The sequence below is a fragment of the Spirillospora sp. NBC_01491 genome, assembly GCF_036227065.1.
Lineage (GTDB): Bacteria > Actinomycetota > Actinomycetes > Streptosporangiales > Streptosporangiaceae > Spirillospora > Spirillospora xylanilytica.
In genome coordinates this window covers 4,775,584-4,793,846 of record NZ_CP109432.1, presented here as the reverse complement: position 1 = coordinate 4,793,846, position 18,263 = coordinate 4,775,584, and the positions used below count along the sequence as shown (strand labels likewise).

At 72.5% G+C, this 18,263-nt stretch carries 20 protein-coding genes; 11 read left to right on the top strand and 9 right to left on the bottom strand.

Annotated elements, in window-relative coordinates:
* Nucleotides 1-192 precede the first annotated feature (192 nt).
* The gene (locus OHA34_RS22295) at nucleotides 193-810 is read left to right on the top strand and encodes an RNA polymerase sigma factor (protein ID WP_329518799.1); all 618 of its coding nucleotides are present in this window, start codon (nucleotides 193-195) and stop codon (nucleotides 808-810) included.
* Entirely contained in the window at nucleotides 807-1,901 is a 1,095-nt protein-coding gene (locus OHA34_RS22290; RefSeq protein ID WP_329518798.1) for a CU044_5270 family protein, read from the top strand. The genes OHA34_RS22295 and OHA34_RS22290 overlap by 4 nt, the downstream gene beginning before the upstream one ends.
* A gap of 64 nt (nucleotides 1,902-1,965) precedes the next feature.
* Here OHA34_RS22290 and OHA34_RS22285 read toward each other — a convergent pair whose 3' ends face one another.
* From OHA34_RS22285 to OHA34_RS22255, 7 genes are all read right to left on the bottom strand, one after another.
* Entirely contained in the window at nucleotides 1,966-2,508 is a 543-nt protein-coding gene (locus tag OHA34_RS22285; RefSeq protein ID WP_329518797.1) for a hypothetical protein, read from the bottom strand.
* Nucleotides 2,509-2,611: 103 nt separating this feature from the next.
* Entirely contained in the window at nucleotides 2,612-3,220 is a 609-nt protein-coding gene (locus tag OHA34_RS22280; RefSeq protein WP_329518796.1) for a response regulator transcription factor, read from the bottom strand.
* Nucleotides 3,217-4,335 (bottom strand): sensor histidine kinase, encoded by a 1,119-nt coding sequence (locus tag OHA34_RS22275; RefSeq protein WP_329518795.1) that lies wholly within the window; start codon nucleotides 4,333-4,335, stop codon nucleotides 3,217-3,219. Before OHA34_RS22275 ends, OHA34_RS22280 begins: the two co-directional genes overlap by 4 nt.
* Nucleotides 4,336-4,363: 28 nt before the next feature.
* On the bottom strand, nucleotides 4,364-4,870 hold the full coding sequence (locus tag OHA34_RS22270) for a hypothetical protein (protein WP_329522436.1): 507 nt from the start codon (nucleotides 4,868-4,870) through the stop codon (nucleotides 4,364-4,366).
* A gap of 54 nt (nucleotides 4,871-4,924) precedes the next feature.
* Nucleotides 4,925-5,380: a hypothetical protein gene (locus OHA34_RS22265; protein WP_329518794.1), complete on the bottom strand. Its 456-nt coding sequence runs from the start codon at nucleotides 5,378-5,380 to the stop codon at nucleotides 4,925-4,927.
* 118 nt (nucleotides 5,381-5,498) lie between these two features.
* Nucleotides 5,499-6,947 carry an amino acid permease gene (locus tag OHA34_RS22260; RefSeq protein WP_329518793.1) on the bottom strand — a complete coding sequence of 483 codons (1,449 nt, stop codon included), beginning with the start codon at nucleotides 6,945-6,947 and terminating at the stop codon, nucleotides 5,499-5,501.
* A gap of 109 nt (nucleotides 6,948-7,056) precedes the next feature.
* Nucleotides 7,057-7,794 (bottom strand): PaaX family transcriptional regulator C-terminal domain-containing protein, encoded by a 738-nt coding sequence (locus OHA34_RS22255; protein ID WP_285939780.1) that lies wholly within the window; start codon nucleotides 7,792-7,794, stop codon nucleotides 7,057-7,059.
* A 202-nt stretch (nucleotides 7,795-7,996) separates the two neighbouring features.
* On the opposite strand from OHA34_RS22255, the gene OHA34_RS22250 reads away from it, so the two are divergent.
* The 7 genes from OHA34_RS22250 to OHA34_RS22220 all read left to right on the top strand — a co-directional run bounded on the left by OHA34_RS22250 (nucleotide 7,997) and on the right by OHA34_RS22220 (nucleotide 15,831).
* Nucleotides 7,997-8,911 carry a S1 family peptidase gene (locus OHA34_RS22250; RefSeq protein ID WP_329518792.1) on the top strand — a complete coding sequence of 305 codons (915 nt, stop codon included), beginning with the start codon at nucleotides 7,997-7,999 and terminating at the stop codon, nucleotides 8,909-8,911.
* 120 nt (nucleotides 8,912-9,031) lie between these two features.
* Nucleotides 9,032-10,810 carry an acyl-CoA dehydrogenase family protein gene (locus OHA34_RS22245; RefSeq protein WP_285939783.1) on the top strand — a complete coding sequence of 593 codons (1,779 nt, stop codon included), beginning with the start codon at nucleotides 9,032-9,034 and terminating at the stop codon, nucleotides 10,808-10,810.
* Between the two features lie 296 nt (nucleotides 10,811-11,106).
* Complete coding sequence (locus OHA34_RS22240; RefSeq protein ID WP_285939784.1) at nucleotides 11,107-12,357, top strand: cytochrome P450; 1,251 nt, start codon at nucleotides 11,107-11,109, stop codon at nucleotides 12,355-12,357.
* A gap of 30 nt (nucleotides 12,358-12,387) precedes the next feature.
* Nucleotides 12,388-13,494: an NAD(P)-dependent alcohol dehydrogenase gene (locus OHA34_RS22235; protein ID WP_285939786.1), complete on the top strand. Its 1,107-nt coding sequence runs from the start codon at nucleotides 12,388-12,390 to the stop codon at nucleotides 13,492-13,494.
* A complete protein-coding gene (locus OHA34_RS22230; RefSeq protein ID WP_329518791.1) occupies nucleotides 13,488-13,958 on the top strand; it encodes a DUF4334 domain-containing protein in 471 nt (156 codons plus the stop codon). The genes OHA34_RS22235 and OHA34_RS22230 overlap by 7 nt, the downstream gene beginning before the upstream one ends.
* Nucleotides 13,955-14,989: a nitronate monooxygenase gene (locus OHA34_RS22225; protein ID WP_329518790.1), complete on the top strand. Its 1,035-nt coding sequence runs from the start codon at nucleotides 13,955-13,957 to the stop codon at nucleotides 14,987-14,989. Before OHA34_RS22230 ends, OHA34_RS22225 begins: the two co-directional genes overlap by 4 nt.
* Nucleotides 14,990-15,051: 62 nt before the next feature.
* On the top strand, nucleotides 15,052-15,831 hold the full coding sequence (locus tag OHA34_RS22220; RefSeq protein WP_285939790.1) for an MgtC/SapB family protein: 780 nt from the start codon (nucleotides 15,052-15,054) through the stop codon (nucleotides 15,829-15,831).
* A 53-nt stretch (nucleotides 15,832-15,884) separates the two neighbouring features.
* Here the strand turns inward: OHA34_RS22220 and OHA34_RS22215 are convergent, their stop codons facing one another.
* Nucleotides 15,885-16,430, bottom strand: a complete 546-nt coding sequence (locus tag OHA34_RS22215; protein WP_285939791.1) for a nitroreductase family protein — start codon at nucleotides 16,428-16,430, stop codon at nucleotides 15,885-15,887.
* A gap of 50 nt (nucleotides 16,431-16,480) precedes the next feature.
* Between OHA34_RS22215 and OHA34_RS22210 the strand changes: the two genes are divergently transcribed.
* Nucleotides 16,481-17,020, top strand: coding sequence for an AAA family ATPase (locus tag OHA34_RS22210; protein WP_329518789.1), 540 nt, complete (start codon nucleotides 16,481-16,483; stop codon nucleotides 17,018-17,020).
* 91 nt (nucleotides 17,021-17,111) lie between these two features.
* Here the strand turns inward: OHA34_RS22210 and OHA34_RS22205 are convergent, their stop codons facing one another.
* A complete protein-coding gene (locus OHA34_RS22205) occupies nucleotides 17,112-17,687 on the bottom strand; it encodes a TetR/AcrR family transcriptional regulator (RefSeq protein ID WP_285939794.1) in 576 nt (191 codons plus the stop codon).
* Between the two features lie 68 nt (nucleotides 17,688-17,755).
* Here OHA34_RS22205 and OHA34_RS22200 point away from each other — a divergent pair, with 68 nt between their 5' ends.
* Nucleotides 17,756-18,256, top strand: coding sequence for an FBP domain-containing protein (locus OHA34_RS22200; RefSeq protein ID WP_285939795.1), 501 nt, complete (start codon nucleotides 17,756-17,758; stop codon nucleotides 18,254-18,256).
* The last annotated feature ends 7 nt before the right edge of the window (nucleotides 18,257-18,263 follow it).

Below are 18,263 nucleotides of genomic sequence, written 5' to 3'. Positions count from 1 at the left end.
GATCTCAAATTCCCTTCATTTCGTCCTGGTGGTCTTCTGCGCTCGATCCGGTTCCGGCCGGGAATGTCCCCGACGGCCCCCGCGGTGCCGCGGGCGTACGCGGGAGGGCCGTACGGGCTGCCGCCCGTCGCGGTCCCGGCGGCCGGTCGGACTGGGAGGGAACCGGAAGGGCGGAACGGACACTAGAAGGCCATGACCCTCGAACCCCCTCCGGACAGGGAGCTGTGGACCCGTGCGCGGGACGGCGACGAGCGAGCCTTCGGTGAGCTCTTCGATCGGCATTCGCGCACGATCTACAACTACTGCTTCCGGCGAACGGCGGACTGGTCGGCGGCCGAGGACCTCACCTCCGTGGTCTTCATGGAGACCTGGCGGCGGCGGGCCAAGGTGCAACTGAGCGCGGATTCGCTGCTGCCCTGGCTGTATGGAGTCGCCGCCAACGTCCTGCACAACCACCGCCGCAGCCTGCGCCGGCACCGGGCCGCCCTGGAGCGCGTGCGCGCGCGGCCGACCGCCTCCAACGACGCGGCGACGGCCGCGGCCCGCCTCGAGGCCGAACGCGAGATGCGGGCGGTGCTCGGTTCGATCAAGAACCTGTCCCGGAACGATCAGGAGATCCTCGCGCTCTGCGTCTGGGAGGGGCTCGGGTACGCGGAGGCCGCCGCGGCGCTCGGCATCCCCGTCGGCACCGTGCGGTCGCGGCTGGCCAGGGCCCGGAAGCGGCTCCGGCAGAACACGGAACCGGATCGGGCGGACGGACACAGAAGGGCCGAACAGGCCGCGACGTTCCTCGGGAAGGAAGCCTCATGACCGACCAGAACCCCCTCATGCCGCCGGAACGGCAGGACATGCCCGCGGGCCGCCACACGGCGCGCCGCGCCGCGCTCCTGACCGAGATGTCCGCCCGCCGCCGCGTCCCGGGGCGCCGCCTGGCGTTCGGCGGACTCGCCGCGCTCGGCCTGGCCGGTGGCGTGGCCGCGGCCCTGGTCGCGGTGCCGGACGGCGGGCCGGGACCGGCGCCGTCCACGATCGTGCCGGTGAGCGCCGTCCAGGTCCTCGACCGCGCCGCGGTGACCGCGGGCCGGGGCGCCGCGCCGCGCCCCGACCAGTACATCTACACCGAGGCCGAGACGCAGGACGAGGACTTCGGCGTGATCCACGAGAAGCTCTGGCGGTCGGTCAGCGGCAAGGGGATCGGCCTGAAGCTCGACTCGGGCGACTGGAAGCAGCGGTACTGGATGTGCGAGGCCGTCCAGCCGATGGAGGCGACCAAGATCGATCCGGCCAAGGTGCCGGACGACTGCAAGAACGGCGCCACCCCGCGCCGTGATCTGCCGACCGACACGAAGGCCATGCGCGCCTGGCTCCTCAAGCAGGGCTCGAAGATCAAGGCACTCCCGCCGGACGTGGGGGCCTTCCAGTTCGTCCACGAGGTCGTTTCCGGGCCCGAGCCGACGCCCGCGGCGCAGGCGGCGCTGTTCAAGGCGGCCGGGGCGCTCCCCGGCGTGACGGTCTCCAAGCCCGACCCCGGGAGCATCGCGGTGGGCCAGACCTATCACGACATCCGGTTCGAGCTGCTGTTCGAGCCCAAGACCTACCGCTTCATCGGGACCCGCCAGGTCGTCGACCACGACCGTGCGTTCCAGCCCAAGGGCGGCGACCCGAACGGCGGTGAGCTGGCCGGCCCCGACCCGGCCGGCAGCAATCCGGCTGGCTCCGACCCGGCCGGCCCCAACCCGGACTCGGGTTCGAAGGGGAACCCCGACGGACGCCCCGCGGGCTCGCATGGCGGCGGTTACGCCGCCAACAAGAAGCAGGGCACCGTCCTCGGCGGTTGGAAGATCGTCAGCCGGAAGGTGGTCGGCGCCATCCCGGCGACGTACCTCAAGCCCGCGTCCTGACTCCGCCGCGCGCCGCCGTCCTCGTCCTCGGGACGGGGCGGCGGCGCGGACGGTGGTGGCCCGGTCACTGGCTGATGATCGCGACCACACCGTGGTCGCGTGCCGCCGCATCGCGCAGCCACCGGCAATGCTGGTACAGCACGGTCTCGAACGCGTCGAAGTCCGGCACGTACCGGTCCCCGGTCCGCGGCGGATCGACCGTCCGCGCGCCGATCTCCGACAGGGCGTCCCACGGTACGGAGTCGAAACGCTCCAGGGCGGAACGGACGGACGACGGGCGCAGGGCGTACAGCACGCACTCGTCCCCCTGCCCACCGCTGTCCGCTTTCAGATCGTCGCTGCTGGCCTCGGCGAACAGCAAGCGGGCGTACAGCATGCGGACGAATGCGTCCGCGGGCGTCCGCACATGGACCGGCAGATGCTCCCTTAGGGCGTCGTAGTACCACGCGGCCTCGACGAAGCCGTAACCCCCGGAGATGCGATGCTGCCAGGCATAGGGCAGGAGTTTTGGAAGTGCGTTCCAGTAGAAGTCGAGACTCCCGGAGGACCGGAACGCGTCGACCATCGGCTCCCAACGGGTGATCAAGGCGAAGACGTCGGTTCCCATGGCCGGAGTCTCCCGGACGCTCGAGGTCTTCGGGGCGGGTCGTGCCGTCCCTTCGTCCGCCGGCCGCCGGAGAGGAGCCGGAGGGGCCCGGTCGGCGTCCCTCCTACAGCCAGCCGTGCTCGTCCGCGATGCGCAGGGCCTCCATGCGGTTGTGGGCCGCGGTCTTGGAGATGGCGGCCGACAGGTAGTTCCGGACGGTTCCCTCCGACAGGCAGAGGACGGCGGCGATCTCGGCCACGGTCGCGCCCGAGCGCGTCACGTTGAGCACGTCGCGTTCGCGGGCGGTGAGAGGGGAGTCGCCGGCCGCGAGGGTCGCGGCGGCGAGTGCCGGGTCGACGATGCGTTCTCCCGCCATCACCCGGCGGACGGCGTCGGCGAGCGTCTCGGCCGGGACGTCCTTGACGACGAATCCGACGGCGCCGGCCTCCATCGCGCGGCGGAGGTAGCCCGAGCGGCCGAAGGTCGTGAGGATCACCACCCGGCAGTCCGGGACCTGGGCGGCGAGCACCGCCGCCGCCGCGAGCCCGTCCAGGCCGGGCATCTCGATGTCGAGCAGGGCCACGTCCGGACGGTGCGCGCGGGCCGCGTCGACGACCTGGTCGCCCCGGCCGACGGAGGCGACGACCTGGAAGTCCTCCTCCAGGTCGAGCAGGGCCGACAGCGCGGTGCGGATCAGCTCCTGGTCGTCGGCGAGCAGCAGCCGGATCGTCATGGCACAGTGCCCTCTTCGCCGAGTGAGACCCGCAACCGCCAGCCGCGCGGGCTAAGCGGTCCGGCCTCCACGCTGCCGCCGGCCGCCGCGACCCGTTCCCGGAGTCCGGTCAGGCCGTTTCCGAAGGACGCCGGGCCGCCCGAGCCGTCGTCGCGGATCTCCACCTGGGACGCCGACAGCACGACCGTGCATCGGGCGGCGTGCGCGTGGCGCACGATGTTGGTCAGGCCCTCGCGCACGACCCAGCCGAACAGTTCCTGGTGGGCGGCGCCGACCATGTCGGCGGCCAGGGGCAGGTCGGCGACGACGCCCGAGGCCCGCAGCAGCTCCCTGCCGCGCGCGAGCTCCCCGGCGAGGGTCACCTCGCGGTAGCCCGACACCGCGGCGCGCACGTCGGCGAGCGCCTGCCGGGACAGGGCCTCGACCTCGGTGATCTCTTCGAGGGACCGGCGGGAGTCGGTCGCGGCGAGGCGGCGGGCGAGATTGCTCTTGACCGTGACGACGGTGAGTGAATGGCCGAGCAGGTCGTGCAGGTCGCGCGCGATCCGGGCCCGCTCGGCCTCCGACGCCAGCCGGGCGACCTCGGCGCGCGCCTCCAGCAGCGCCCGATTGGCGTCCGCGAGTTCGGCGTACGAGAAGAGCATCAGGGCGGTGAAGACGATCGCGATCGCCTGGATCCAGCCGAGCCCGGCGTGCCACGGGCGCACCGCACAGGGCACGAGCAGGGCGGAGACCGCCCCGGCCGCCACGATCGGCACGGCCTGGCGCCTCAGTCTGATGGCCGCGAGCGAGACGACGACGGCGCACAGGAAGAACGCCTGCGTCCTGGCGAAGGGGAGCGCGGCCAGGAACAGCACGGTCATGGCCCCGAGCAGTGGCCGGACGGGGGGCCAGGAGCGGTAGCGCGTGACGATGGTGAGCAGGTAGCAGACACAGAAGGCGGCCACGATCAGCAGCCCGGCGACGGTTCCGGCTCCGGACGAGTACTGCGCCACGCCGGCCGCGGTCACGAACGGGTACGCGAGCATCCCGGTGGCCATGAGCGCGTGGCGCCAGCCCTGAGTCCACCGCTGCGGATCGGTGCCCGATCCGCCGTCCACCGGCCCCTCGTGCATGGCAGGCACGCTAACACCGTCTCCCTGATCAGAGCGGCCGGGACGGCGCGGCGAACAGCGCGCGCAGCCGCCCGCCGTTGACGATCATGGCGACGCCGGCCAGGAGCAGCGCGCAGACGCCCTGTTCGATCTTCATCCAGAGCGGGATCAGGCCGGGCAGCGAGACGATGACGATGATGGCCACGACCATGACGGCCGAGATGATCCGCAGTCGGCGGAACGCCCTGCGGGAGCCGCGGGCGGCGCGGGCGGCGAAGGCGAAGGTCGGCAGCGCGCTGATGACGACGATGGTCCCCCGCACCCAGACGGTGTCGTTCACTTCGTCCGCGTTGCCGCGGAGGAGGAAGGCCGCCACGAGGGTGAGCACGCTGATGGCGAGGTAGGCGCCGATGAGCAGCTTCACCGTGCGAAACGCTCGATGGGTGCGCGGATGGTCCAGGTCTTCGTCGCGAACTGCGAGGTCGTTCTTGCCGGTTGCCTTCATACTGCTCATGCTGATCGGCGGCCCCGGTGCCCATGCAGTGAGATCGCCCATCAATCGTCCATGACATTTGTCATGGCCGGCGGGCCATCGGAGGCCGCGAGGTGGTCAGGCGCCCGGCTCGCGGCCGGGGGCGCCCGTTCGGCGGAGGGCCCGCTCGTAGCGCGTCCGGGAGAACGTGAAAGGGCCCACGCCGGAGAGGTCCCAGTCGCGGTACGGGTTGTGGAATTCCGACCAGCGGACGAGCGAGCCCGTCACCTGAACCCGGGCCATCAGTGGCCAGCATTCGTCGATGCCGCAGGTACAGGTGAGGAGCATGGTCTCCGGCGAGTCGGTCAGCAGGTGCTGGTCAGGCCAGCCGTAGCCGCGGGACAGGCACGTGTAGTCGCCGGCCAGCAACGGTGCGGGATCGGGCGCGAACTCGGCCGCCCGCTCCCGCTGTTCTTGCCGCGCGTGGGGGAGCTCGGCCTCGCGCACCAGGTCGAGCAGGTGGGCGCCGTCCACGACGACGTCGATGACGTCCACGCCCTGATGAGGAACCACCCGGAACTCGATCGTGTTCACCCGCGCATGCTACGGCCCGACGATCTTCATGCTCATGGGCTGATGGGACGCCGAAGCCCGGGCGCCGCTGAGCGCCGCCCCGGAGGCGGGTGCGGGGACGGCGCTCAGCGGGTGGGGGTCAGTCGCCGGACGAGGGGTTCTTCGAGCGGTTGAGGAGGGAGTGGCGGCGGCTGTAGGCGAAGTACACCAGCGTGCCCAGGAGGAACCAGAGCGCGAAGCGGAGCCAGGTCTGCCACTGGAGGAAGGTGATCAGCCAGACCGAGAAGACGACGCCGATGATCGGGACGACCGGCATGCCGGGGGTGCGGAACTCGCGCGGCAGGTCGGGCTGCTTGTAGCGCAGGACGATCACGGCGACGCAGACCACGATGAACGCCAGGAGGATGCCGATGTTGGTCAGCTCGGCGGCCTCGGCGATGGGGAGGAAGCCGGCGATCAGGGCGGAGCCGGCGCCGAGGATCCAGGTGATCCGAGTGGGGACGTGGCGGGTGGCGTGGGTCTTGGCGAACCAGCCGGGCAGCAGGCCGTCGCGGCTCATCGAGAACCACACCCGGGTGGCGCCCATCATGAAGGTGAACAGCACGGTGAGCACGCCGAGGATCGCGCCCACGGCGATGATGGCGCCGATGGTCTTCAGGCCGACGTCGGCGAACGCGGAGGAGAAGGCGGCCTCGGGGTTGATGTCCTTGTAGTCGACCATGCCGGTGAGCACCAGGCAGGCGAGCACGTAGAGGACCATCGAGATGGCCAGCGAGTAGATGATGGCCTTCGGCATGTGCTTGCGCGCGTCCTTGGACTCCTCGGCGGCGGTGCTCATCGCGTCGTAGCCGAAGACCGCGAAGAAGACCGTCGCGGCCCCGGTGAAGGCGCCGGAGAGGCCGAACGGGAGGAACGGCGAGTAGTTGCCCGCGTTGATCTTGAAGACGCCGACCACGATGACCAGCAGGACGATGCCGACCTTGAGGTAGACCAGCGCGGTCTCGAACCGGGCGGCGTTCTTCATGCCGAGGTTGAGCACGTAGGCGATGAGCAGGCAGAGCAGGGCGGCGAACAGGTTGACCTTGTAGCTGCCGTCGGCGAGGCCGGAGCCCTTGGGCTCGGTGCCGGGCGCGCCCATCATCCAGACCGGCAGGTCGACGTTCATGAAGCCGAGCAGATCGTTGAAGTAGCCCGAGATGCCGATGGCGACCACCGCCACGATCGCGGTGTACTCCAGCAGCAGGTCCCAGCCGATCGCCCAGCCGGTGAACTCGCCGAGGACCGCGTATCCGTAGGTGTAGGCCGAGCCGGCGCGCGGGATGAGGCCGGCGAACTCGGCGTAGGAGAACGCGGCGGCGGCGCTGGCGATGCCGGCGATCAGGAACGAGATCAGGACGCCGGGACCGGCCTTCTCGTTGGCGACCGCGCCGGCCAGCGAGAAGATCCCGGCGCCGATGATGCCGCCGACACCGATCGCGGTGAGCTGCCACAGGCCGAGGGTGCGGGCCAGCTTGCCGGACTCGGGGGCGTCCTCGATCTGGTCGATGGGCTTGCGGCGGATCATCTGTTGCAGCGTTCGGTTCGCCATGGTGGCCTTACCTCCTTCAGCGGCCCGCTCCGCGGGGCCGTCGGGCCAGTTGTGCCCAAACGGGGCGGCCGGACGAGGCATCGGTGATCACGATTTCAGCAAGATCGTTTCAGCTCTGGATGTGCTCGGTGAGGAGCCGTTCGAATCCGCTCTCGAAACGCTCGTAGTGGTCGCGCAGGGCCGGGCCGGGCCAGCCGGACGGCAGCAGCTCCGGGGGCAGCAGCGGGTCGTCCAGGAGATGGCGCAGGACGGCGGCGGACACGGTGAACTGCTCGGCGAGCGTGCCCGCGCGGTCGAGCGCGGCGCGCAGGGCGAGTGCGTCGGCGGCCCAGCCCGTCAGGTTCCAGAGGGTCGCGGCCAGGGCGACGGGGTCGTCCTCGGGACCGCCCTCCAGGAACGTGCACTGCCGGACGAGGATGTCGGGCCGGGGGCGGCTGAGGTTGGCCGGACGGAGCCAGGTGCCCTCGCGGAGTTCGGCGAGGCGGAGCTCGGACATCGCCTGGCGCAGCGCGGCCCGATCGGCGGCGGAGCGGCGTTCGGCGGTGATGACGGCGATCTCCCAGACGCCGTTCCAGGGCCGGGCCCGGGGGGAGCGGCTCTCGTCCTGCCGGGCCTGCCGGCTCAGCAGCCGCTCGGTCAGTTCGTACTCGCCGCCCGCCTGGGCCAGGTCGCCGGAGGCGACCATCCGCGACAGGGCCACCCGGATCGTGCCCTCGGCGATGCCGAACAGCTCGCCGACACGGACGAGGTAGCGCGCGGGGAGGCGGGGCGGGTGCAGCCCGAGGAGCGTGCTCAGCACGACCGAGCGCGCGGTGAGCGGCCGGATTCCGAGGGTGTTGGTCGCCATGTCTCCGCAGGACCCTACCCGGTCCGGCATCGCCCCAGCGCACGGGCGATTTATCCCGAATCAAGATCATTAATCCCGGACAGCCGGTAATCTCTCGCGCGGCAAAAGAGCGCCACAAGCGTTTGCCTGACCGTCCGCCATCGCCGCGTAGCACGGCGGGGGCGGTGGCCGGTCCGGCAGCACAACACGATCGGAGCTGCCCGTGCGAACGGGATCCACCACGGAGACGAGCCCGTCCGGCGACCCGCGCGCTTCCCGCGCGTCCTGGCGGCGCGGGCTGACCCGCGTCGCGCTGGCCGCGGGCGTGACCGCCGGCGCGCTGACCGGCCTCGGCACGGCGGCGCAGGCCGACGACCCGACCCCGAAGATCATCGGCGGCCAGCCCGCGGACCAGACCTACTCGTTCATGGCCTCGTTGCAGTACCTACGCAACGGCAACCCCGACTCGCACCGCTGCGGCGGCGCGCTGATCAAGAAGGACTGGATCGTCCTGGCCGCGCACTGCGTGACCACGGCGGGCACCGGCGGCGCGCCCTACACGATCATGGACCCGGCGCTGTTCCACGTCCGGGTGGGGTCCAAGGACCGCACCACCGGCGGCAGCGTCGCCCAGGTCAAGGACATCAAGGTGCACCCCGACTACCAGGCGCTGGACGAGCGGGCCTCCGGGTACGACGTCGCGCTGCTGCACCTGGACACCGCGCTGAAGCAGGCCCCGGCGCCGATCCCCAACAAGATCACCGCACCGGGCACCAAGGTCCGCGCGATCGGCTGGGGCTACACCTCCACCACCGACAACGACCCGAGCCAGCTTCCGAAGGAGCTGCGCCAGCTCGACACCACGATCATCCCGCCGAGCACCGAGAAGTGCCGGGTGGACGCCGACGGGGACGACGCCTGGGGCATCCGCCGGGGCGACGTCTGCACCGACAACCCCGAGGGCGTCCGCGGCCCGTGCAACGGCGACTCCGGTTCGCCGCTGCTGACCAAGGTCGCGGGCCGCTGGCAGGTCGTCGGCGTGGACAGCCGCGGCGTCGGCAGCGTCTGCGGTGAGACGCCCGACATCTACACCAGCCTCGGCTACTACCACGGCTGGCTGGCCGGCGCCACCGCCTGAGTCAACCGTGAGCCGCTTCTGAGTCCCGGGCGGCGGGCCCGCGCGGACGTCCCGTCCAGGTGGCCCGCCGCCCGGATTACAGCATTCCATCACGCGACCATGAAGTGTAACGTCCGGGTGATGGGCAACTATCTCATCGAGCCGGCCGACCGGCTGCCGTTCGGCGGTCCCGAGAAGGCGCGCCGCTACGCGACCGAGCGCTACCAAGGGGCCGCCGGCCTGAACTGGTACGACAGCGATCCCGGCCTGCGGTTCCTGATGCGCCGGCACCTCGGCGCGGCCGGGCTCGACTGGGCCGAGCCCCGGCTCCGCGAACTGGGCGCGCTGATGGGCGGGCCGATCGCCGAACGCGCCGAGCAGAGCGACCGCAACCCGCCGCGGCTGGAGAAGTACGACCGGTGGGGGCGCGACGTCAGCCGGGTCGTCCAGTCGCCGTCCTTCGAGGACGCCCGCCGCGACCTGGTGGCCACCTCCTTCACCCGTCCCGAGTTCCGCGCCGAGGCGAAGGCGGCCGGGGTGGACGCGGCGCCGCTGGAGGTCGCCTGGAGCTACCTGCTCGACCAGGCCGACATCGGGATGGCGTGCGCGCTCGGCACCGGCGGCGACATGGTGGTCGGGCTCGCCGAGGCGTTCGCCCCCGCCGACGTCCGGGACCGGGTCCGGGAGATCTTCGCCGCCGGGGAGTTCTCCGGCGAGGCCGCGCAGATGCTCACCGAGCGGTCCGGCGGGTCCGACCTCGGCGCACTGGAGGCCACCGCCACCCCGGACGGCGGCGACGCCTGGCGGCTGGACGGGCTCAAGTGGTTCGCCTCCAACGCGGGCGGCTCGGCGTTCGTCGTGCTGGCCAAGCCCGAGGGCGCGGTCGACGGCGTGCGCGGCATCGCGCCGTTCCTGGTGCTGACCGAGCGCCGCGACGGCGGGCGCAACGGCGTCCGGATCCGCCGGCTGAAGGACAAGCTCGGCACCCGCTCGGTCGCGTCCGGCGAGATCGAGTTCACCGGCGCCGAGGCGTTCCTGCTGGCCCCCGCGTCCAGCGCGCCGGTGGAGGGGCAGGCGGGCGACGGCAAGGGCCTGGCCCGGATGATGGAGCTGACCAACGGCGCCCGGCTCGGCATCTCGATGATGGGCGTCGGCATCGCGCGCCGCGCGCTGGTCGAGTCGCTCTGCTACGCCCGCGCCCGTGAGGCGTTCGGCGCGCCGCTGGCCGAGCAGCCGCTGATGCGGCGCAAGCTCGCCGAGCTGATCGTGGAGACCGAGGCGGCGCAGGCCCTGGTCTTCGACGGCTATCTGGGCCGCCCGCGGCTGCGCCTCGGCGCCACGCTGATCAAGCTCCGCACCGCCCGGCTCGGCGTGACCGCCGCCAGCGACGCGATCGAGATCCACGGCGGCAACGGCTACATCGAGCAGTGGCCGGTCGCCCGCCTCCTGCGGGACGCGCAGGTGAACCCGATCTGGGAGGGCGGCGACAACGTGCTCTGCCTGGACGTCCGCCGCGCGATGGTGCGGGAGTCGGCGCACGAGCCGTTCCTGGACCGGCTGTCGGAGGCGGTCGCGCAGGCCCCGTCCGGCGACGACGCCACCGCCGGCCTGGTGACCGAGCGCATCGGGCACCTGCGCCAGGCCGTCACCCGCTGGCGGGACCTGGACGGCGCGGTCGCCGAGGCGCGGCTGTACCCGCTCGCGCAGTACATGGCGGACGTGTACGCCGCGGCGCTGCTGCTGGAGCAGGCCGGGTGGGAGCGCGCCGAGACCGGCGGGGACCGCAAGGCCCTGGTCGCCCGCCTCTACGCCCGCAGCCACCTCGCCGACCCCGGCCCGCTCCGCGGCCTCGACGCCCCCGCCGAGGACCTGGACCGCTTCAAGGACCTCGCCGACGGCGCCCTCCTCGACCCCCGCTGATCCGCCCCGGCTCCGCCGACCCCGCTTCCGCCTTCCGCTGATCCGCGCCGGGATTCTGATTGTTTCCGGCCGTTTCGATGGCGCACCATCGGGAATCTTCCAGGCTCTTCCGGTTGCTTCCGGGCCCATCCTGGCTGTTCCGGGCCTCTCCGGCCTCTTGCGGCGTGCCGTTCTTTCCGCTCCCCTGGAAGGGCGGCACGCCGCGCGTCCGTCAGGGCCGAGGGGGACGCCGGTTGACCGAATGGAATTCGGAGTCCTAGGTTCCCTAGCGGGCGGCCGGGAGCGAAGGAGCTTGAATGACCCTCACGGTGGACGAGGCGGGCCGCGCGCTCGCCGATCCGCGCGCGTACGCCGACGACCGGAGGCTGCACGAGTCGCTCGCTCTGCTGCGCCGCGAGTCGCCGGTGCACTGGGTCGAGCGGGACGGCTACAACCCGTTCTGGGGGATCACCCGGCACGCCGACGTGATGGAGATCGAGCGCGACCACGCCAAGTTCCGGAACGTGCCGCGCCCGATGCTCGGCACCGCCGAGTTCGACGCGTTCAACCGGGATCGGCAGGAGCAGGGCATCGCGCTGCGCACCCTGATCCACATGGACGACCCCGACCACCGGGTGATCCGCGCGGTCGGCGCCGACTGGTTCCGGCCGAAGGCGATGCGCGCCCTGGAGCCGCGGATCCGCGAGCTGGCCCGCCGGTATGTCGACCGGATGGTCGAGCACGGCGGCGAGTGCGACTTCGCGCAGCAGGTCGCGGTGCACTTCCCGCTGTATGTGATCCTCTCGCTGCTCGGGCTGCCCGAGAGCGACTTCGACCGGATGCTCAAGCTCACCCAGGAGCTGTTCGGCGGCGACGACTCCGAGCTTCAGCGCGGCGCGACCAACGAGGAGAAGCTCGCCGTCCTGCTCGACTTCTTCAGCTACTTCCAGAAGCTCACCGAGGCCCGCCGGGCGCAGCCGACCGACGACCTGGCGTCGGCGATCGCCAATGCGAAGATCGACGGGACCCCGTTGAACGACTTCGACACGGCCTCGTACTATGTGATCATCGCGACCGCGGGGCACGACACCACCAGCTCCACCATCGCGGGCGGGCTCCATGCGCTGATGGAGCACCCGGACCAGCTCGACCGGCTGCGCGGCGATCCCGCGCTGATGCCGCTCGCGGTGGACGAGATGATCCGCTGGGTGACTCCGGTCAAGGAGTTCATGCGCACCGCGGCCGAGGACCACGACCTGAACGGCACCCGGATCCGCGCGGGCGACTCGGTGCTGCTGTCCTACCCGTCGGCCAACCGCGACGAGGCGGTCTTCGACGACCCGTTCCGCTTCGACGTGGGCCGCGATCCGAACAGGCACCTGGCGTTCGGGTTCGGCGTGCACTACTGCCTCGGTGCCGCGCTCGCCCGGATCGAGGTCCGCGCGTTCTTCGAGGAGCTGCTGCCGCGGCTGGAATCGATCGAGCTCGCCGGGACGCCGGAGAGCATCGCCACCACGTTCGTCGGCGGGCTCAAGCGGCTGCCCGTGCGATACACCTTGACCTCCTAGCCGCCCGTTTCACCCGAAGGGACCCGTTTCATGCGGATCGAGGCCGCCGTACTGCGCGCCGCCGACGCCCCCTACACCATCGAGCGGCTGGAGCTGGCCGATCCCGGACCCGGCGAGGTGGTCGTCCGGATCGCCGGGGTCGGCATGTGCCACACCGACCTGCTCGGCCGGTCGCCCGGCGACCCGGTGGCCAAACCGGTGATCCTCGGGCACGAGGGCGCCGGCGTGGTGGAGGCGGTCGGGCCCGGTGTCACCGGGTTCGGGGTCGGCGCGCACGTGGTCCTGTCCATCGACTCGTGCGGCGAGTGCGGCGAGTGTCACGCGGCGCGGCCCGGGAACTGCGTGCAGATGGCCTCGCTCAACATGGTCTCGGTGCCCCTGGACGGCCGGCCGCGGGTCACCACGGCCGAGGACGAGGTGGTGCACAACCGCTGGTTCGGGCAGTCGTCGTTCGCGACGCACGCGCTCGCCACCGTCCGCAACGTGGTGCCGGTCGACCAGGACCTCCCGCTCGAGCTGCTCGGGCCGCTCGGGTGCAGCATGCAGACCGGCGCGGGCTCGGTGCTGATCTCGCTCGGCGTCAGCGCCGGGGACAGCATCGCGATCTTCGGGACCGGCGCGGTCGGGCTGGCCGCGGTGCTGGCCGCCCAGGTCGCCGGCGCCACCACGATCATCGCGGTGGACCTGCACGACTCGCGGCTGGAGCTGGCCCGCGAGCTCGGCGCCACGCACACGCTGAACGGCGGGGACGAGGACCTGGCCGGGCAGATCCGGGCCATCGGCGGCGAGGGCGTCCAGTTCTCGCTCGACACGACCGCCGAGCCGGAGGTGGTCTCGACGGCGCTCGCCTGCCTGCGCACCACCGGCGTCTGCGGGCTGGTCGGCGTCGGCGGCGAGGAGTACCGGCTCGACCCGACGCTGCTGCTGATGGGCCGCACGGTCAAGGGCATCATCGAGGGCGACGCGGTCCCCCAGCTGTTCATCCCCAGGCTGATCGAGCTGTGGCGGCAGGACCGGTTCCCGTTCGACCGGCTGATCAAGACCTACCCGCTCAGCGAGATCAACCAGGCCGAGGCGGACGCGGCGTCCGGGGCGGTGGTCAAGCCCGTCCTGCTGCCCAAGGCGCTGCCGTGGTGACCGGCGCGGCCCCGGCCGGAGCGGCGCGGGTGCTCGAACTCGTCCGGGGCGCGGCGCCCGCGGGCCCCGGCGAGCTGGACAAGCTCTTCGGGGAGCTGGAGCCGGTCCCGGCGGAGTTCATGCTCGGCACCTGGGCGGGCGGCGTGTTCGACCAGGCCGACGCGATGGCCGCCATGCTGGTCCGGATGCGCTGGTACGGCAAGCGGTTCCACGACGCCGAGCACGTCGAGCCGCTGCTGTGCCGGGGTGAGGACGGCGCGCTCACCTCGTTCACCGGCATGGGCCTGGCCCGGCTCCGCGAGATGGCGCACCGCGGCGTGGTGTCGGCGGCCATGGTGTACGACACCCAGCCGATCATCGACCACTTCCGCCGGGTCTCCGGCGACGTGGTGCTCGGCGCGATGGACGCCAAGGACGCGCCGGACGTCCTCTACTTCCACCTCACCCGGGCGGCGGAGGGGTGAACGCCGGGCCCGCGCCGGAGTGGGCGCCCGCGATCCCCGTCGTCCAGGCGCCGATGGCGGGCGGGGCGTCCACGCCGGAGCTGGCCGCGGCGGTCTCGGAGGCCGGCGGGCTCGGGTTCCTCGCCGCCGGCTACCGGACGGCCGGGCGGATGCGCGCGGACATCGAACGGACGCGTGAGCTGACGTCCAGGCCGTTCGGCGTGAACCTGTTCATGCCGTCCTCCGACGCCGTCGACGACGCCGCGGTGGCCGCCTACCGGGCGCGGCTCGGGGCCGAGGGCGGCCGGCTCGGCGTCGAACCGGGCACGCCGCAGGCCCGCGACGACGGCTGGGACGCCAAGGCCGCGGATCTGCTCGCCGACCCGCCGGCGTTCGTCAGCGTCACGTTCGGGTGCCCGGGGGCCGGGCTGGTCCGGGCGTTCCGGCGCGCGGGCGCGGTCGTGATCGTCACGGTGACCACGGCGGACGAGGCGCGCGAGGCGGCCGGCGCCGGCGCCGACGCGCTCTGCGTGCAGGGCATGGAGGCCGGCGCGCATCGCGGGTCGTTCACCAATACGGGCGAGGGCGCGCTGCCGCTGCGCGCGCTCCTGGCCGCCGTCCGGGAGGTCGTGGGCGGCCTGCCGCTGATCGCCGCCGGGGGGCTCGGCACGGCCGCGCAGGTCGCGGACGTGCTGGCGCTCGGCGCGGTCGCGGCCCAGTGCGGCACCGCGTTCCTGCGGTGTCCGGAGAGCGGCGCGAGCGCCGTGCACAAGGAGGCGCTGGCCGATCCCCGCTTCACCGAGACGGCGATGACGCGGGCGTTCAGCGGACGTCCGGCGCGGGGACTGGTCAACCGGTTCCTCGTCGAGCACTCGCCGCATGCGCCCGCCGCCTATCCGGACGTCCACTACGTGACCTCGCCGCTCCGCAAGGCCGCTGCCGCGCAGGGCGATCCCGACGCGGTGAACCTGTGGGCGGGCGAGGCGTTCCGCTCGGCCGCCGATGCCCCCGCCGCCGAGATCGTCGCGGCTCTGGCGGCGGGGACGGCCTGACCGGCGCCACCGGCACGCCGGCGGCGACGGGTCAGTGGGGCCGATGTGGGTAAAGAAAAGGGATGATCGAGCTGTCTCCCGGCCAAGGGCTGGTACAGATCGGGGAACTCCTGCTGGCCCTGGTCCTGTCGGCCTGCATCGGCCTGGAGCGCGGGCTCCGCAACAAGAGCGCCGGGTTGCGCACGCACACCCTCGTCGGGGTCGGCGCCGCACTGTTCATGCTGGTCAGCAAGTACGGCTTCGCGCATGTGCCGGGTGACAACGTCGCCTTCGACCCGTCCCGGGTGGCCGCGCAGATCGTGACCGGCATCGGCTTCATCGGCGGCGGACTGATCTTCGTGCGGCGGGACGCCGTGCGCGGCCTCACCACCGCCGCGGTCGTCTGGCTCACCGCTGCCGTCGGCATGGCCGCCGCCGGCGGGCTGTGGGTGCTCGCGGTGGCCGTGACCGCGGGCCACTTCCTGGTGGTGTACGGGCTGAGCGGGCTCGCCGCGCGGCTGCCGCTCGACCGGTTCCGGCGCCCCGACCAGTCCCGGGTCCGGCTGGTCTACCACGACGGCAAGGGCGCGCTGCGCCGCGCGCTGATGGAGTGCACCGGACGCGGGTTCGTGGTCTCGGAGGTCGCGGTCGAACGGCAGTACCTGCCCGACGACTCCGATCTCGGCCGCGACGAGCGCCGGGCCCGCGAGAAGGAGGACGACCAGGGGCCGCGCGGGAACGCGGTGGTGTCGCTGGTGCTGGAGGGCACCGGCTCGGTGCCCGACCTGACCGCGGCGCTCAGTGAACTGCCCGACCTCGTCGGCGTCACGGTCGGCGCCGCCCCCGAGGACGACCAGGCCTGACGCCCGTCCGCGGCACCGAGATCCCTTGACCGGCGCCCCGTTCGCGGCGCCGGTCAAGGGATCTCGGTGACCAGTTCGTCCAGCGATAGGCGGCCGGACGGGAGCGCGGACCGTCCGGGGAGGGGCGCCGGGGCGGTGGCCGGGTGGCCGAGGGAGATCGCGGTCCGGATCCGCCACGGCTCGTCCAGGCCCACGAGCGGGGCGACCCGGTCGGCGTTGGCGGCCGGGAAGAACGAGGCGGGGCAGGATCCGAGACCTTGCGCGGCGGCGGCCAGCATGATGTTCTGAGCGCAGCGTCCCGCGTCGAACTCGGCGTCGTCCCGGCTGAGGGTCGCGTCCACCGCGAGCAGGATCGCGACGGGCGCCCCGGCCAGGTGGCCGGCATAGCCGCCGAGGCGGGACAGCCGGCCCAGCAGGTCGCGGTCGTGGACGACCACGAACCGCCAGGGTTGCCGGTTGCGCGCCGACCCGGTCCAGCGGGCGGCCTCCAGCACGTGCCGGATCTCGGCGCGTCCCACCGGCTCGGGGGCGAACCGCCGCGTCGCGCGGAGCCCCTTCACGGCACACGCCAATTCATGATCGTCAACGGGGTCCGGCATCGGGCCTCCCTGCGGTCGTGTCCGGAAACGAAGGACGGAGATGCGGATCCATGGTGACGGAACGGTTCGTGGTGGTGACCGGCGGACCGGGATCGGGCAAGAGCACGCTGGTCGGCGTGCTCGAACGGGCCGGGTTCGCGCGGGCGGCCGAGTCCGGGCGCGAGATCATCCAGGACCAGGTGGCGATCGGCGGACGGGCGCTGCCGTGGCGCGACCGGGGCCTGTTCGCCGAGCTGATGCTGAGCTGGGACCTGCGCGCCCACCGGCTGGCCCGATCCGCGGCCGGGACCGTCTTCTTCGATCGCGGCATCACCGACACCGTCGGCTACCTGCGGCTCAAGGGCCTGCCCGTGCCCGGCCACCTGGACGAGGCGGCGCGGCGGTTCCGCTACCACCGCCGCGTGTTCATCGCGCCGCCCTGGCCGGAGATCTACGAGCACGACACCGAGCGCAAGCAGTCGCCGGACGAGGCCGAACGCACCTACGAGGCGATGGTGGCGGCCTACGGCGACTACGGCTACGAGCTGGTGACCCTGCCCCGGTCGCCGGTGGAGGACCGCGCCCGGTTCGTCCTGGAACGTCTCGGCTGACCCTCCGACCGGTCGGATGACAGATGCCCCCTGGACCCCTCCCCGATGGGGCCGCCCGCTTCACCTCGGCGGCCTCAGGAGGCGTGGCCGGTCACGCCGCTTTCCCCGGATGGTTCCTGAGGGCGAAGTCGAGGGTGTCCAGAGCCCAGGCCCAGGAGGCGTCGGCCTCGCGCGGGGTGTGGCGGAAGCCGCCCGCCATCTCCAGGCTCACGTACCCGTGGAAGGTGCCGCCCAGGAAGCGCACCGCGTCGGTCTCGTCGGGCTCCGGCAGGTGGTAGCCGCGCAGGATCGCCCGCATCATCTCCGTGTGCCGGGGCGCCGCGCTCTTGGTCGCGGTGTCCAGGTCGAGCTCGAACCGGGACGCGGCGTACCGGCCCGGGTGCTCCTTGGCGTAGTCGCGGTAGACGTTGGCGAACGCCACCAGCGCGTCCCTGCCCGCGCGTCCGGCCAGCGCGGCGGCGGCCCTGTCGGCCATCTCCTCCAGGGCCAGCAGCGCCACCCGGACCTTCAGCTCTCGCGCGTTCTCGATGTGCGCGTACAGGCTCGGGTCCTTGACGCCGAGCCTGCGCGCGACCGCCGAGACGGTCACCTTGGCGAAGCCGATCTCGTCGGCCAGTTCCGCCGCCGTCTGGGCGAGGCGTTCGCCGGTGATGCCCGCGCGTGCCATCGGACCTCCTTCGGTTAGACGAATAAAGCATTTGCCTAATGGTATTAGGAAAGCTAGCCTCGTCGAACATGAGACCCCTCTCCGAGAGCGACATCCGCAGGTCGTTCGTCAACTGCTCCAAGGGCGAGGCCAAGCGCGTCAACGTCCCCAGGGACCTCGAAGAGCGGCCGTGGGACGACCTCGACTTCCTCGGATGGCGAGATCCCGGCGCGCCCGAACGCGGCTACCTGGTCGCCGAGCGCGACGACGGCGGCCTCGTCGGGGTCGTCCTCCGCGCGGCCCCCGGGACCTCCCGAGGCTTCACCGCGCGCAGCATGTGCTCGCTGTGCCTGACCACCCACTCCGGCGGCGGCGTCGCGCTGATGACCGCGCGCCGCACCGGCGAGGCCGGCCGCCAGGGCAACACGGTCGGACGGTACCTGTGCACCGAGCTGGCCTGCTCCCTCTACACCCGGGGCAAGAAGCAGACCGCCGTCGGCGGCGACCTCGAGGAGACCCTCACGGTGGACGAGAAGATCGTCCGCACCCGGGCCAACCTGGCCGCCTTCATCGGCACACTGTCCGAGTAGCCGACCC